Genomic DNA, 14,121 nt, shown 5'->3' on the forward strand with positions numbered 1-14,121 from the left:
TCGAATACAAGATGCATCGCCATGGCAAAAGCCCTCTCTCTGATGCTTGCCCAGTTGAATCTGACGGTAGGCGCCATCGAAGATAACACTGACAAAGTGCTCGCTGCGGCGGCTCAGGCCGAGCTGCAAGGTGCCGATCTGCTGGTTTGTTCCGAGCTGGCTCTGACTGGCTATCCACCGGAAGATCTGCTGCTGCGCGCCGACCTGATGATCCGGGTCGATGCCGCGCTGGCTCGCATTGCCAAATGGCAGGGGAACTGCGCCATTTTGGTAGGGCATCCCTGGCGTGAAGGGGAGGCGCTCTATAACGCAGCCTCCCTCTATGAGCACGGCAAGCTGATTGCCCGTTACTTCAAGCAGGACCTGCCCAACTACGGGGTATTCGACGAGAAGCGCTACTTCACCGCCGCGACTGAAACTTGTGTGGTTCCCTTCCGTGGTCACAATCTGGGGCTGCTCATCTGCGAAGACCTCTGGCAGCCGGGCCCGGCGCTGGCCGCCAAGGCGGCAGGGGCCGATCTGCTGCTCACCATCAATGCGTCGCCATACGATCAGGAGAAACCCTGGATCCGCCGCGAACTGATGGCCGAGCGCTGCGATCAGACCGGTCTGCCGCTGGTCTACCTCAATCAGGTATGTGGTCAGGACGAGCTGATTTTCGACGGCTGCTCCAAGGTGTTCAACAGCCAGGGCGAGTTGACCCACAAATTGGCACCGTTTGCCGAAGAGCTGGCGCTGGTACGCTTTGCTGATGGTCAACCGGTGAAAGAGCGGGAACCTGCGGCGCCGCTTGAGCCGTTGGCCGAGACCTATCAGGCGCTGGTGCTGGCGGTGCGCGACTATGTCACCAAGAACGGTTTCCACGGTGCTGTGCTGGGCCTCTCCGGCGGTATCGACTCGGCGCTGACGCTGGCCATTGCAGCCGATGCCATCGGTGCCGACAAGGTGCAGGCGGTGATGATGCCGTTCCGCTACACCGCCCAGATGAGCGTGGAGGATGCCAAGGAGCAGGCCGAGCGGATGGGGGTGGAGTTCAACATCATCTCCATCGAGCCGATGTTCGAAGGGTTTATGACCCAGCTGGCGCCGCTGTTTGAAGGTACCGCTCGCGATACCACCGAAGAGAACCTGCAGGCACGCTGCCGCGGTGTGCTCTTGATGGCGCTCTCCAACAAACGTCGTCGTATTGTGCTGACTACCGGCAACAAGAGCGAGATGGCGGTCGGTTATGCCACGTTGTACGGTGACATGGCGGGCGGTTTTGACGTGTTGAAAGATGTGCCGAAGACGCTGGTCTTCAAGTTGTGCGAATATCGCAACTCGGTCGACTACGTTATCCCGCAGCGGGTTATCGACCGTCCGCCTTCAGCAGAATTGGCGCCGGATCAGGTGGATCAGGACAGTCTGCCGCCGTACGACATCCTGGATGCCATCCTCAAGCGCTACGTAGAGGAGGATGCGTCGGTCGCCGACATGGTGGCAGAGGGCTTCGAGGAGGCGGTGGTGCGCAAGGTGATCCGCCTCGTGGATCTCAACGAATACAAGCGCCGTCAGGCGGCGGTTGGGCCCCGTATCACGGCCCGCAACTTTGGTAAGGATCGCCGTTACCCCATTACTTCCGGGTTTGGCAAACAGAACTGGTAAGGAGTCACCATGAAGAAGATTGAAGCCATCATCAAACCGTTCAAGCTGGACGATGTGCGCGAGGCCCTGGCCGAGATTGGCATCAACGGCATGACCGTCTCCGAAGTCAAAGGCTTCGGCCGCCAGAAGGGGCACACCGAGCTCTATCGCGGTGCCGAGTACATGGTCGACTTCCTGCCGAAAGTGAAGGTGGAGCTGGTAGTGCAGGACGAGGATCTCGATGCCTGTCTGGAAGCGATCCAGAACACTGCCCGCACCGGCAAGATTGGTGACGGCAAGATCTTCGTTTGCGAGGTGGAGCGCGTCATTCGTATCCGTACCGGCGAAGAGAACGAAGACGCTATCTGATGTCGTTTTTGCCTCGTTATGTTCAGGAGAGCAAATCAAGTTCTGCTCTGCTGTCCCGAAAGCGCATCGTGGCGGTGGCAGGCTTGCTGGTAGTACTCACTGCGTGCAGTACCCGCCCGCCGGCTCAGCCGGAAAACCTGTGCCAGATCTTTCGCGAGAAGCCGGAGTGGCACAAGGCCGCGCTCAAGATGAACGAGAAGTGGGGGACGCCGATCCATGTGGTGATGGCCATGATGTATCAGGAGTCCTCCTTCGTACACGACGCCCAGCCGCCGATGGAGTATTTCCTCTTTATTCCGACCGGGCGGGCGAGCTCGGCTTATGGCTACGCTCAGGTGAAAGACGAGACCTGGGCTGATTACCAGCGAGAGACCGGCAATAGCTGGAGCGATCGCGATGACTTTGCCGACGCCATCGATTTTATGGGCTGGTACACTAACAAGGCCCAGCGGCTCAATGGCACCTCCAAGTGGGATGCCTATGGCCAGTATCTCAATTATCACGAAGGGTGGGGTGGCTATCGGCGTGGCAGCTATCGCAGCAAGGGGTGGTTGATGAAAACCTCGCGCAAGGTGGAAGCTCGCGCCCAGCGCTACGGCGCCCAGTATCGACAATGCAAGGATCAGCTCTCCCGCGGGGGCTGGTTCTGGTAACCCAATCAGGAGTCAGAAATGCCGTTATTGGACAGTTTTACCGTTGACCACACCCGTATGGAAGCGCCAGCGGTGCGTGTGGCCAAAACCATGCAGACCCCGAACAAAGATACCATTACCGTGTTCGATCTGCGTTTCTGCGTACCGAACAAGGAGATCCTCTCCGAGCGGGGTATCCATACCCTCGAGCACCTGTTCGCCGGTTTCATGCGTGATCATCTGAACGGCAACGGTGTGGAGATCATCGACATCTCCCCCATGGGTTGCCGTACCGGCTTCTACATGAGCCTGATCGGTGCGCCGGACGAGGCCCGTGTCGGTGCTGCCTGGCAAGCAGCCATGAGTGATGTGCTGACCGTGCAGGAGCAGGGCAAGATCCCCGAGCTGAACGAGTATCAGTGCGGCACCTACAGCATGCATTCGCTGGAAGAGGCCCATGCCATCGCTCGCCATGTGCTGGAGCGCGGCATCGGCGTTAACCACAACGACGAGCTGGCCCTGCCGGAAGAGAAGCTCAAAAGCCTCTAAGGCTATCGAGTCAAGATGAGAAAAACCGGTCAGCAATGCTGGCCGGTTTTTTTATCGCTGTTTATGTCGCATCGCGATGACTTGTTCACTTTCACCGCTCTGCTAGGATGTTCTCCTGCTTGTGTTTCAACTGCGGGAGGGAGTGCCGATGAAAGGGGTGTTGCTACGCTGGTTGGCCCGTTACGACGAGTGGTGTGAAGAGTGGGGACTTACTCAGGAGAACCGGCGCTGTTGTACGCCGGTTCGTTATGATGAGGAGCCATCGAAAGAGTGCAATCCCGGCAGTGATGATTCACTTACTGAAAATTGCGGGTCACGGCACCGGTAACGCTGTTGTATTCAAAGCCCAGGCCATTCGGGTAATCCGGGAAGCGACCGACAGAATCGCGCAGAATATAGCGGCAGTTATAGTGCATCTCGTTGCCTTCATCTTCATCCGGATGACCTGGGCCAATCATGGTGGAAAGGTAATCAGCCCGCTTCTGCACTGCGTCAGGCTGATCCGTTGACGCAACGCTCTGACTGCCATCCAGCAGATCGGTAAAAAGCAGTCGGCAGTCTGACTGGTTGCTGACCGAGATATGGTTGCCCGATCCCGGCTGATAGGGGGTGTCTACCGGCTTGTTGTAATCCTCTTCGGATCCCACCGGCCAGCCATAGCGGTTGATATCTATCGTGCTGTTGCCAAAACTGCTCAGGTTGTAGAGCGCGACGGATTGCCCCTTCACCACCACCGCCCAGCCGGCATTGGCCAGGCGCGCCGCACTGGCAAAATTGCCCGCAGTCGCCGATACCATGCTTTTTAGCGCATCATCCTTGATATTGATAAAACGGGGCAGGGCCACCACTGCCAGGATCCCCAGTACGATGATGACCAGCACCAGCTCAATCAGGGTAAAACCACGGTGTTTGTTGTTCATCATCTTCAATGACCCATTAAATCCCACAAACAGGTGTGAGTGATATGCAGCTGACAGATACCCATTGCCACCTCGATTTTCCTGACTTTGACGAGGACAGGGAGGCATTGCTGGCTCGTTGCCAGGCATCCGGGGTGACGGAGTATATCATTCCTGCTATTGCCGAGACCAACTGGCACCGTGTGATGACGCTGGCCAACCAGCACACAGGCGTGTGCTATGGCCTGGGTGTTCATCCCTGGTATGCCGGTGAACAAGAGGAAGGAGTAATAGATCGGCTGCGGGAGCTGGTATCGAGCCGTCCCGAGGGGCTGGTAGCCATCGGTGAGTGCGGACTGGATCTGCGCTCCCATGTACCTCAGGCTAGGCAGCTCGAACTGTTCGAGGCGCAGATCAAGCTGGCAGTGGATTTCGAGCTGCCATTGATAGTTCATTCGGTACGGGCCAATGACACTGTGGCCAAGCTGCTGCGTCGTTTCAAACCGGTTCGAGGTGGCGTGATCCACGCCTTCAGCGGTTCGCTGCAACAAGCAGAGGCGTTCTGGCAGTTGGGTTTTTATCTTGGTGTCGGCGGGGTCATCAGCTATGAGCGGGCCAACAAAACCCGTGAGGTATTTCGGGCCATGCCGCTTGAATCGCTGGTGCTGGAAACCGATGCACCGGATATGCCGCTACAGGGGCGGCAAGGAGAGCGAAATACACCGGAAGCGCTGCCGGAAATTGCGGCGATATTGATGGGGATACGAAAAGAATCTGCAGAGCATGTTTCAACTATGTTAATTGATAATGCCGAGCGACTTTTCCGGCATCGCAAAAGGAAATGAAACATTGGTGTAACAAGTGGTTGAGCTATCAGGGAAAAAAATAAGCGTAAAAATCGTTTGCTGTCTAATTTTGTGACACTTGAATAATTTGATACCGATAAAATGTGACCAGCATTCTATTTTATCGGACTTTAATTAGTATAATGCGCTCCCCTTGATTAGTTGGGTTTATTTACAACTCGCTAACAAGCCAGGTGCTACTAGAGGAAGATAATAATGAATTTGTTCATGGGTCTGGTAGGGATGGCGACGCTCGTCCTTATCGCGGTGCTGTTCTCCAGCAACCGCAAGGCAATCAACGTCCGTACCGTAGCCGGTGCGTTTGCAATTCAAGCTGGTCTGGGTGCATTTGTACTCTACGTACCGGTTGGGCGCGATATTCTGGTCGGTGTATCCGATGCAGTCTCCAGCGTAATCAGCTATGGCCAGAATGGTATCGAATTCCTGTTCGGTGGTCTGGTCAGCAACAAGATGTTTGAAGTGTTCGGTGGCGGCGGCTTTATCTTTGCCTTCCGTGTTCTGCCGGTCATCATCTTCTTCTCTTCCCTGATCGCTGTGCTCTACTACCTGGGCATCATGCAGATGGTCATCAAGTTGCTGGGTGGTGGTCTGCAGAAAGTGCTGGGCACTTCCCGTACCGAATCCCTCTCTGCGACTGCCAACATCTTCGTAGGTCAGACTGAAGCCCCGCTGGTGGTTCGTCCCTACATCTCCAAGATGACTGACTCCGAGCTGTTCGCGGTCATGTGTGGTGGTCTGGCATCTGTTGCCGGTTCCGTTCTGGCTGGCTACGCCTCCATGGGCGTCAAGATGGAGTACCTGATCGCTGCCTCCTTCATGGCTGCACCGGGTGGTCTGCTGTTCGCCAAGCTGCTGGTACCGGAAACCGAGACCCCGAACTATGACGAAAGCTCCGCTGATGCCGAGCTGGACGACAAGCCGGCCAACGTCATTGACGCCGCTGCCGCTGGCGCTTCTGCCGGTATGCAACTGGCTCTGAACGTCGGCGCCATGCTGCTGGCCTTCATCGGCCTGATCGCCATGATCAACGGTATCTTCTCCGGTGTGGGTGGCTGGTTCGGTTATCCGCAGCTCTCTCTGGAACTGCTGCTGGGCTGGATCTTCTCCCCGCTGGCCTTCCTGATCGGTGTGCCCTGGAGTGAAGCGATTGTTGCCGGTTCCTTCATCGGTCAGAAACTGGTAGTGAACGAGTTCGTGGCTTATCTGAACTTCGCTCCGTACCTGAAAAACGAGGTGCTGATCAACGGTGTGGCCATGTCCGATCACACCAAGGCGATCATCTCCTTTGCACTGTGTGGTTTTGCCAACCTCTCCTCCGTTGCCATCCTGCTGGGTGGTCTGGGGTCGATGGCACCGAACCGCCGCGGCACCATTGCGAAATTTGGTCTGAAAGCCGTACTGGCTGGCTCTCTGTCCAACCTGATGTCTGCGACCATCGCAGGCTTCTTCCTGGCACTGTCCGGCATGTAATATCAGCCTGACTGACAGGGTATAAACACGAACGCCACGGCATCTGCCGTGGCGTTCGCGTATGGAGCGGTGACAACCGTTTTCCTATCTAAACTAATAATAAAATGAGTCAAATCGGAGGTTATATGAATGAAGTGCTACTGGCGATGGTGGCCGGCTTTATAGTCGGTTTGTTGTTTTCTTTCCTCAAATTGCCGATCCCTGCTCCTCCCGTTTTGTCCGGGGTGATGGGGATTGTCGGGGTCTATCTAGGGGGGCTGGCCTACTCCTGGATCCTGACGCGCTTCTTTTCGTAAGGCATTTTTGAATGCGGATTTGCCAGATGTGAGGTACCTCTGAAATTGGCAAATCCGGCTTGCAAACAGGGGGTATCTCGGCTGAAATAGGCGTTGCCAGCAGGGTGCTGGCAATGACTAATGCTCGATGAAATCGGGTGTTGGCGGTCAAATGGAATTGATTGGGAAGTCGGGTCGGAGTTGCTCTGCCTTTCTCAAGTCTTCATGGAACCAAGTCCGCACTTTTGTAAGAAAGTGACAGGGCTCTTGCCTTATTTACAGTCGTTGTGCCTCAGCCTTCGCACTGTAATTCCATTCCCGTATAGCTGGGAATTGCTACTGCTATCTCCTTTTCGGAGCTTGTGGTGGTGCCTGGTTATCTGGATCAAATCGAGACTTTGGAGAACAGAATGAGTGATCTGAAACTGGCCGCCCAGCGCGCCCTGAACCTGATGGACCTGACCACCCTGAACGACGACGATACCGATCAGAAGGTGATCGACCTGTGCCATAAGGCCAAGTCACCGGCCGGTCTGACCGCCGCCGTCTGCATCTACCCCCGTTTCATTCCTATCGCTCGCAAGACCCTGCGTGAGATCGGCGCTGCCGACGTGCGCATTGCGACCGTGACCAACTTCCCGCACGGCAACGACGACATCGAGATCGCCGTGGCCGAGACCCGTGCCGCTGTCGCCTACGGTGCCGACGAAGTGGACGTGGTGTTCCCGTACCGCGCTTTCATGGCTGGCAACGAACAGATCGGTTTTGATCTGGTCAAAGCCTGTAAAGAGGCCTGTGGTGCCAACGTGCTGCTGAAAGTGATCATCGAAACCGGCGAACTGAAAGAAGAGGCGTTGATCCGTCGCGCTTCCGAAATCTGTATCGATGCCGGTGCCGACTTCATCAAGACCTCCACCGGCAAGGTGCCGGTCAATGCGACCCCGGAAGCGGCGCGCATCATGATGGAAGTGATCAAGGCCAAGAATCCGAAAGTCGGCTTCAAGCCGGCCGGTGGCGTGAAAGATGCCGCCGTGGCGGGTCAGTACCTGGCCATGGCCGAAGAGATCCTCGGCAAGGACTGGGTATCCGCCCGTACCTTCCGCTTTGGTGCATCCAGCCTGCTGGCCAGTCTGCTGGCCACTCTGGGGCATGGCGACAAGCCGGCCAACACCAGCGGTTACTAATAGGTTGATGAGAGGGCGGACTGCTGTCCGCCCTGTTAAGCCCCCACCTGTGGTGCGCGGGCAAGGATTCAGGCTTGTGTAACGCCAGCAATGGCGGAGGGAATGAAAGATGTTTTTGCCTCAAGAAATTATTCGCAAGAAGCGCAACGGTGAAGCGCTCAGTACCCAAGAGATTCAATTCTTCGTTCAGGGCATTACCAATAACACCATCGGCGAGGGCCAGATTGCGGCGCTGGCGATGGCGGTTTACTTCAAAGATATGACCATGGATGAGCGGGTTGCCCTGACCTGCGCCATGCGCGACTCCGGCATGGTATTGACCTGGGATCACCTCAATCTGGGTGGCCCGATTGTCGACAAGCACTCCACCGGCGGTGTGGGTGACGTTGTCTCCCTGATGCTTGGCCCGATGGTCGCTGCGTGCGGCGGTTTCGTGCCGATGATCTCCGGCCGTGGCCTGGGCCACACCGGTGGTACCCTCGACAAACTGGATGCCATTCCCGGCTACCAGACCTCGGTCGACAACGATCGTTTCCTGAAAGTGGTGAAAGAGGCGGGTGTCGCCATCATCGGCCAGACTGGCGATCTCGCCCCGGCCGACAAGCGTATCTATGCAGTACGTGACATTACTGCCACCGTCGAATCTGTCGCCATGATCACCGGCTCCATCCTCTCCAAGAAGCTCGCCTCCGGGCTCGAAGCGCTGGTGATGGATGTGAAAGTGGGCTCCGGCGCCTTTATGCCGACCTTTGAAGCGTCCGAAGAGCTGGCCAAGAGTATTGTGGCCGTGGCCAACGGTGCCGGTTGCCGCACTTCAGCGCTCTTGACTGACATGAACCAGGTGCTGGCTTCCAGCGCCGGTAACGCGGTGGAAGTGCGTGAAGCGGTGCGCTACCTGACCGGTGAATATCGCAACCCGCGCATCCACGAAGTGACCATGGCGCTGTGTGCCGAGATGCTGATTTCCGCCGGTCTGGCCAGCGACGAGCGCGATGCCCGCACCAAGCTGCAGGCGGTGCTGGATAACGGCAAGGCGGCCGAGATATTCGGTCGCATGGTGACTGGCCTGGGTGGCCCGGCCGATTTCATGGAGCGTTATGACGCTTACCTGCCCAAAGCGGCCATCGTGCGTCCGGTCTATGCAGCCAACAGCGGCTTCGTAACCGCCATGGATACCCGCGAGCTGGGTCTGGCCGTGGTCGCCATGGGCGGTGGTCGCCGCGCAGCCGGTGACAAACTTGATTATGCGGTTGGTCTGACCGACTTTATCCGCCTGGGTCAGAGCGTCGATGCTGACAAGCCGATCGCCATGATCCACGCTCAGACTGAAGAGCAATATGCTCAGGCTGCCAGCATGGTGCAGGCGGCTGTCCGGATTGGTGGCGAGCGGCCCGAGGCACTGCCTGAAGTGTACCGCCGTATCACCCTGGCTGATTTGTAACAAGGGGAAGTCCCATGAAACGTACCTTTATCCTGATGATGGACTCTTTCGGTATCGGCGCTGCCGCCGACGCTGACAAGTTCGGAGACACGGGCGCCAATACCCTTGGCCATATCGCCAAGGCGTGTGCGGCTGGTGAAGCGCAGGGCCGTGGTGCCCTCAATCTGCCAAACCTGAGCAAGCTGGGCCTCGGCCACGCTTGCGAACAGGCTTCCGGCACCTTCCCGGCAGGTCTTAAGAAAGATATCGAGGTGGTCGGTGCCTACGGATACGCTCAGGAGCTCTCCTCCGGCAAGGACACTCCGTCCGGTCACTGGGAGATCGCCGGTGTGCCCGTGCTGTTCGAGTGGGGCTATTTCAAGGATCACACCAACAGCTTCCCGCAGGAGCTGCTGGACGCCATCGTCGAGAAGGCTGGTCTGCCGGGTTACCTCGGCAACTGCCACGCTTCCGGTACCCAGGTGCTGGACGATCTGGGCGAAGAGCATATGCGGACCGGCAAGCCGATCCTCTACACCTCTGCCGACTCGGTGTTCCAGATCGCCTGCCACGAAGAGACCTACGGCCTCGAGAAGCTCTATGAGCTGTGCCACATCGTGCGCGAGCTGCTGGAGCCCTACAACATCGGCCGCGTCATCGCGCGTCCGTTCGTGGGCAGTGGCAAAGGCAACTTCAAGCGTACCGGCAACCGTCACGACTACTCCGTGCTGCCGCCGGCACCGACCGTGCTGGACTACATGAAGGACGCGGGTGGTCAGGTGGTTTCCATCGGCAAGATCGCCGACATCTATGCCGAGCAGGGCATCACCAAGAAAGTGAAGGGGACCGGTCTGACCGAGCTGTGGGATCGAACCCTGGAAGAGGTGAAAGCGGCCGGTGACAATACCATCGTCTTCACCAACTTTGTCGACTTCGACTCCTCCTACGGTCACCGTCGCGACGTGAAGGGCTACGCCGATGCGCTGGAGTATTTCGACTCCCGCCTGCCGGAATTGTTCGACCTGCTGCAGGATGGCGACGTGGTGGTGCTGACCGCAGACCACGGTTGTGACCCGACCTGGAGCGGCACCGACCATACCCGCGAGTACATCCCGGTACTGTTCTACGGCAAGCCGATCAAGGCCGGTTCCGTCGGCCGTCGCGAGACCTTCGCCGACATCGGCCAGAGCATTGCGGCGTACCACGGTCTGCCCAAACTGGCATACGGTACCAGCTTCCTGTAATTTACCCGCCCGCCACTCCGGTGGCGGGCAATTTTAATAAAGACAATAAAACTCAACCCAAGTGTGAAGGAATCAAGAGAATGGCAACTCCTCATATCAATGCGAAAGATGGCGCCTTTGCTGATACCGTGCTGATGCCGGGCGACCCCCTGCGCGCCAAGTACATCGCCGAGACTTTCCTGGAGAACGTCGAGCAGATCTGCGACGTGCGCAACATGTTCGGCTTTACCGGTACCTACAAGGGCCGTCGTATCTCCGTGATGGGTCACGGCATGGGTATCCCCTCCTGCTCCATCTACGCCAAAGAGCTGATCACCGATTACGGTGTGAAGACCCTGATCCGTGTCGGCTCCTGCGGTGCCGTGCGTGAAGATGTGAAACTGCGTGACGTGGTAATCGGTATGGGTGCCTGCACCGACTCCAAAGTAAACCGTCTGCGTTTCAAGGATCACGACTTCGCTGCCATCGCTGACTTCGATCTGGTTGCCAATGCTGTTCAGGCCGCCAAGAACAAGGGCGTTGCCGTGCGCGTGGGCAACATCTTCTCCGCCGACCTGTTCTATACCCCGGATCCCTCCATGTTCGACGTCATGGAAAAATACGGCATCCTGGGTGTCGAGATGGAAGCAGCCGGTATCTACGGCGTGGCCGCTGAGTACGGTGCCAAGGCACTGACCATCTGCACCGTCTCCGACCATATCCGTACCGGTGAGCAGACCACCTCTGAAGAGCGTCAGCTGACCTTCAACGACATGATCGAAATCGCACTGGATTCCGTCCTGCTGGGCGACAAGTAATCCTCTTGCGAATAAAAAACGGCGGCCTGCGGGCCGCCGTTTTTTATCTGCTCTCTGTCCGGGCCATTAGTTTTCCGGTGGCGGGGAGGGGGGCGTACTCTTTTTCTTGTGCTTGCGCACCCGCATGTAGTTGCGGCGAATGCCGTAGGAGATGAGTACGCCGGCCAGCAGGGCGACCAGCAGCATCAGCCGCTGTTTCTCCTGTGTCACCTTGAGCCGGGTATCTTTGTCCGCCAGCATCTGCTGCTCTTCCAGGGTGATGCGCAGATAGCCGAGGGTCTGGGTTCCGTCCTGGATCTCCTGCACGAACTGGATGCGCCCCTTGCCCTGCTCCGGCATCGACTGGTTGTCGCTGCCGATGGGGAGCAGGCTCTCCAGCGGAACGGCCTGTTCCGACTGGGCGAGCGGGATGCCGCGTCCATCATAGAGGGTGACGTCGAGGATCTCCGGCTCGGTCGCCAGATCCCGTGCCAGTCGCTCCAGCTCGCTGCTGTTGTCCTCCTTGATCCAGCGCTTCATGTCGCGGGCGGCATAGGCGACCAGCGCCTGGGCGCGGTTGCGCGCTTCGCTGTGCAGGGCGGCCTGACTCTCTCCCTGCATATGGAGGAGCACAACCAGTACCCAGCAGCCGAGCAGCAGGCCGGCTACCAGACTGAGCACACGTTTGATGGGAAGATGACGCTGCAAGCGCGAGACCTCATGCTGACCGGAAGTTGCGGGATCTTGGCGCTTGCCTGCGCAAAAAGCAATACGCTACTCTGGGCCACTATTGTTAACCCCTTGATCACCATGGAAGGCGTATCGCTTATGTTGTTGTCCCAGCTCCCCACCTCCTTATCCGAATGGCCCGCCCAGCTGTCATCTTCCCCCTGGTGGCAGCTGACCCCGGATGCCCTGCAACCGACCGGGACGCCCCTTGCGGCTAGCTGGCTGGTGCTGTTTGGCAAGGCGCTGGGGCCGGCCTCTCTGGAAGAGCTGGTCCCCCTGTTGGCTGAGCACGGGGTGGCGGCGACCCTCTATCCGGCGACCGAGGTAGCGGGTTGCCCGTTGCTGCTGCTCGGTACCGACCGCTTCTCGCCCGAGCTGGTGGCCGTGCTCAAGGAGAGGGTGTGGGAGATCGATCTCTGTCATTTGCCCGCGCTGCCGACCCTGAGTGAGCCCGGCCTGCTGGTGATGGATATGGACTCCACCGCGATCCGCATCGAGTGCATCGACGAGATAGCGCGGCTGGCGGGGGTTGGCGATCAGGTTGCGGCGGTGACCGCGGCTGCCATGCAGGGCAAGCTGGAGTTTGCCGACAGTCTGCGTAATCGGGTGGCGCTGCTTGAGGGGGCGCCCGTCGCCATCCTCGATGAGGTGGCGGCATGGATGCCCTGGATGCCGGGCTTGCAGCTGATGGTCGATACCCTCAAACAGGCGGGGTGGCGTGTGGCTATCGCTTCCGGCGGTTTTACCCGCTTTGCCGGCCAGTTGCAGCGGGAGCTGGGGCTGGATGCCATCTTCGCCAACGAACTGGCGGTGGAGGGGGGCCAGCTGACCGGTAAGGTGAGCGGGCGCATCGTCGATGCCGGCGTCAAAGCCGAAGTACTGCAGCAGCTGGCGGCCGAGTATGCCATTGCGCCCGCCCAGACCGTGGCCATCGGCGATGGCGCCAACGATCTCAAAATGATGGCGGTGGCGGGCCTCGGCATTGCCATTCATGCCAAGCCGCTGGTGCGGGCTCAAGCGGCTGCGACCCTAAATCATCATGATCTGGAGGGGGTGCTCTGCCTGCTCTCGGCACGCGCCTGTAGCGAAAGGCGCTGGGATCGCCCCTGATATTGTTTCATGGAGGAAACCAATCGAAATGGAATTGTTGCAGCAATCACTCTTTGTCCCCTGTGGCGAGCATCAACTGCACGTCCGTCATATCAAACCGGGGGCGGCCGTTCATGGTGAACCCATCCTGATGGTGCACGGTGCCATCGAGAATGGTCGCATCTTCTATACCGAGTCGGGCAAGGGGTTGGCCTGCTTTCTGGCTCGCCACGGCTTTCAGGTCTATGTCGCCGATCTGCGCGGGCGCGGGCTCAGTACCCCCGCCATCGCCGAGCTGGCGGAGCACGGTCAGCACGAGCTGATCACCGAGGATCTGCCCGCCCTGCACCGCTGGATTGCCGCGCGCCACCAAGGCTTCAAGGTGCACTGGGTGGCTCACTCCTGGGGCGGCGTCATCATGGCCTCCACGCTGGTGCGCTTTCCCGAACTTGCAGAGCAGGTGGCCAGCCTGCTCTTCTTCGGCACCAAGCGCGGGGTGTCGGTGCAAAATCCCGAGCGCTGGTTGAAGGTGGATCTGATCTGGAACCGGCTGGCCCCATGGCTGGCGCGTCGCCGCGGTTTTCTGGCTGCTCGGGATCTCAAGATTGGTGCCGATGACGAGCCGCTGCGCTACCTGCAGGAGACCATCCCCTGGGTCAAGTGCGGTCCCTGGCAGGATCCTCACGACGGTTTTGCCTATGACGAGGCGGCTGCCCGGGTCAACTGGCCGCCGCTCTGGATGATCTCGGCCAAGGCGGACAAGGTGTTGGGCCACCCCACCGACGTGCGCCGTTTCAGCGACGAGATGGGCTCAAGGACCCGCCATACCCGGCTTGGCCGGGACAACGGCAACCGGCTTGATTACGACCATATCAATATGCTGACCGCCCCGCAGGCGCAGGAGGATCACTTCCCCCGGATCCTCGACTGGCTGCTGGATCCGCAGGCCGCGTGATAAAAAAACAGGGCGCATGATGCGCCCTGTTTCTTGTGGCC

General features: G+C 58.7%; 16 protein-coding genes. 14 read left to right on the forward strand and 2 right to left on the reverse strand.

Annotation, left to right across the window (positions count from 1 at the left end):
* Positions 1-21 precede the first annotated feature (21 nt).
* The 5 genes from I6L40_RS05635 to I6L40_RS05655 all read left to right on the forward strand — a co-directional run bounded on the left by I6L40_RS05635 (position 22) and on the right by I6L40_RS05655 (position 3,501).
* A complete protein-coding gene (locus tag I6L40_RS05635; RefSeq protein ID WP_041209105.1) occupies positions 22-1,644 on the forward strand; it encodes an NAD+ synthase in 1,623 nt (540 codons plus the stop codon).
* A gap of 9 nt (positions 1,645-1,653) precedes the next feature.
* Positions 1,654-1,992 (forward strand): nitrogen regulatory protein P-II, encoded by a 339-nt coding sequence (gene glnB / locus I6L40_RS05640; RefSeq protein WP_005308848.1) that lies wholly within the window; start codon positions 1,654-1,656, stop codon positions 1,990-1,992.
* Positions 1,992-2,645: a transglycosylase SLT domain-containing protein gene (locus tag I6L40_RS05645; protein WP_050490096.1), complete on the forward strand. Its 654-nt coding sequence runs from the start codon at positions 1,992-1,994 to the stop codon at positions 2,643-2,645. The genes glnB and I6L40_RS05645 overlap by 1 nt, the downstream gene beginning before the upstream one ends.
* 18 nt (positions 2,646-2,663) lie before the next feature.
* A complete protein-coding gene (gene luxS, locus I6L40_RS05650; protein ID WP_033112946.1) occupies positions 2,664-3,173 on the forward strand; it encodes an S-ribosylhomocysteine lyase in 510 nt (169 codons plus the stop codon).
* A 148-nt stretch (positions 3,174-3,321) separates the two neighbouring features.
* The gene (locus I6L40_RS05655) at positions 3,322-3,501 is read left to right on the forward strand and encodes a DUF5363 family protein (RefSeq protein WP_071913591.1); all 180 of its coding nucleotides are present in this window, start codon (positions 3,322-3,324) and stop codon (positions 3,499-3,501) included.
* Here I6L40_RS05655 and I6L40_RS05660 read toward each other — a convergent pair.
* Complete coding sequence (locus I6L40_RS05660; RefSeq protein WP_071913593.1) at positions 3,470-4,096, reverse strand: type II secretion system protein; 627 nt, start codon at positions 4,094-4,096, stop codon at positions 3,470-3,472. The two genes, I6L40_RS05655 and I6L40_RS05660, sit on opposite strands and share 32 nt — an antisense overlap.
* A 41-nt stretch (positions 4,097-4,137) precedes the next feature.
* On the opposite strand from I6L40_RS05660, the gene I6L40_RS05665 reads away from it, so the two are divergent.
* From I6L40_RS05665 to deoD, 7 genes are all read left to right on the forward strand, one after another.
* Positions 4,138-4,917, forward strand: a complete 780-nt coding sequence (locus I6L40_RS05665; RefSeq protein ID WP_071913595.1) for a TatD family hydrolase — start codon at positions 4,138-4,140, stop codon at positions 4,915-4,917.
* 216 nt (positions 4,918-5,133) lie between these two features.
* Entirely contained in the window at positions 5,134-6,408 is a 1,275-nt protein-coding gene (locus tag I6L40_RS05670; RefSeq protein ID WP_033112949.1) for a NupC/NupG family nucleoside CNT transporter, read from the forward strand.
* 125 nt (positions 6,409-6,533) lie between these two features.
* A complete protein-coding gene (locus tag I6L40_RS05675; RefSeq protein ID WP_005340467.1) occupies positions 6,534-6,704 on the forward strand; it encodes a XapX domain-containing protein in 171 nt (56 codons plus the stop codon).
* 389 nt (positions 6,705-7,093) lie between these two features.
* Entirely contained in the window at positions 7,094-7,867 is a 774-nt protein-coding gene (deoC, locus tag I6L40_RS05680) for a deoxyribose-phosphate aldolase (RefSeq protein WP_033112950.1), read from the forward strand.
* Between the two features lie 109 nt (positions 7,868-7,976).
* The gene (gene deoA / locus I6L40_RS05685) at positions 7,977-9,308 is read left to right on the forward strand and encodes a thymidine phosphorylase (protein WP_019445563.1); all 1,332 of its coding nucleotides are present in this window, start codon (positions 7,977-7,979) and stop codon (positions 9,306-9,308) included.
* Positions 9,309-9,322: 14 nt separating this feature from the next.
* Positions 9,323-10,531, forward strand: a complete 1,209-nt coding sequence (locus tag I6L40_RS05690) for a phosphopentomutase (RefSeq protein ID WP_198505389.1) — start codon at positions 9,323-9,325, stop codon at positions 10,529-10,531.
* Between the two features lie 80 nt (positions 10,532-10,611).
* A complete protein-coding gene (gene deoD / locus I6L40_RS05695) occupies positions 10,612-11,328 on the forward strand; it encodes a purine-nucleoside phosphorylase (RefSeq protein WP_005340471.1) in 717 nt (238 codons plus the stop codon).
* Positions 11,329-11,394: 66 nt separating this feature from the next.
* On the opposite strand, the gene I6L40_RS05700 is transcribed toward deoD, so the two are convergent.
* Positions 11,395-12,015: an AhpA/YtjB family protein gene (locus I6L40_RS05700; protein WP_216995108.1), complete on the reverse strand. Its 621-nt coding sequence runs from the start codon at positions 12,013-12,015 to the stop codon at positions 11,395-11,397.
* 120 nt (positions 12,016-12,135) lie between these two features.
* Between I6L40_RS05700 and serB the strand changes: the two genes are divergently transcribed.
* Both serB and I6L40_RS05710 read left to right on the forward strand, forming a co-directional pair.
* Positions 12,136-13,146 carry a phosphoserine phosphatase SerB gene (gene serB / locus I6L40_RS05705; RefSeq protein WP_216995109.1) on the forward strand — a complete coding sequence of 337 codons (1,011 nt, stop codon included), beginning with the start codon at positions 12,136-12,138 and terminating at the stop codon, positions 13,144-13,146.
* A gap of 28 nt (positions 13,147-13,174) precedes the next feature.
* Positions 13,175-14,080, forward strand: a complete 906-nt coding sequence (locus I6L40_RS05710; RefSeq protein WP_216995110.1) for an alpha/beta fold hydrolase — start codon at positions 13,175-13,177, stop codon at positions 14,078-14,080.
* Positions 14,081-14,121: the final 41 nt, after the last annotated feature.

The organism is Aeromonas sp. FDAARGOS 1410 (assembly GCF_019048745.1).
GTDB classification, from domain to species: Bacteria; Pseudomonadota; Gammaproteobacteria; order Enterobacterales; family Aeromonadaceae; genus Aeromonas; species Aeromonas jandaei.

Coding starts and splice junctions, on each gene's coding strand:
- I6L40_RS05635 (WP_041209105.1), top strand. CDS start 22: ATGGCAAAAGCCCTCTCTCTGATGCTTGCCCAGTTGAATCTGACGGTA.
- glnB (WP_005308848.1), top strand. CDS start 1,654: ATGAAGAAGATTGAAGCCATCATCAAACCGTTCAAGCTGGACGATGTG.
- I6L40_RS05645 (WP_050490096.1), top strand. CDS start 1,992: ATGTCGTTTTTGCCTCGTTATGTTCAGGAGAGCAAATCAAGTTCTGCT.
- luxS (WP_033112946.1), top strand. CDS start 2,664: ATGCCGTTATTGGACAGTTTTACCGTTGACCACACCCGTATGGAAGCG.
- I6L40_RS05655 (WP_071913591.1), top strand. CDS start 3,322: ATGAAAGGGGTGTTGCTACGCTGGTTGGCCCGTTACGACGAGTGGTGT.
- I6L40_RS05660 (WP_071913593.1), bottom strand. CDS start 4,096: ATGATGAACAACAAACACCGTGGTTTTACCCTGATTGAGCTGGTGCTG.
- I6L40_RS05665 (WP_071913595.1), top strand. CDS start 4,138: ATGCAGCTGACAGATACCCATTGCCACCTCGATTTTCCTGACTTTGAC.
- I6L40_RS05670 (WP_033112949.1), top strand. CDS start 5,134: ATGAATTTGTTCATGGGTCTGGTAGGGATGGCGACGCTCGTCCTTATC.
- I6L40_RS05675 (WP_005340467.1), top strand. CDS start 6,534: ATGAATGAAGTGCTACTGGCGATGGTGGCCGGCTTTATAGTCGGTTTG.
- deoC (WP_033112950.1), top strand. CDS start 7,094: ATGAGTGATCTGAAACTGGCCGCCCAGCGCGCCCTGAACCTGATGGAC.
- deoA (WP_019445563.1), top strand. CDS start 7,977: ATGTTTTTGCCTCAAGAAATTATTCGCAAGAAGCGCAACGGTGAAGCG.
- I6L40_RS05690 (WP_198505389.1), top strand. CDS start 9,323: ATGAAACGTACCTTTATCCTGATGATGGACTCTTTCGGTATCGGCGCT.
- deoD (WP_005340471.1), top strand. CDS start 10,612: ATGGCAACTCCTCATATCAATGCGAAAGATGGCGCCTTTGCTGATACC.
- serB (WP_216995109.1), top strand. CDS start 12,136: ATGTTGTTGTCCCAGCTCCCCACCTCCTTATCCGAATGGCCCGCCCAG.
- I6L40_RS05710 (WP_216995110.1), top strand. CDS start 13,175: ATGGAATTGTTGCAGCAATCACTCTTTGTCCCCTGTGGCGAGCATCAA.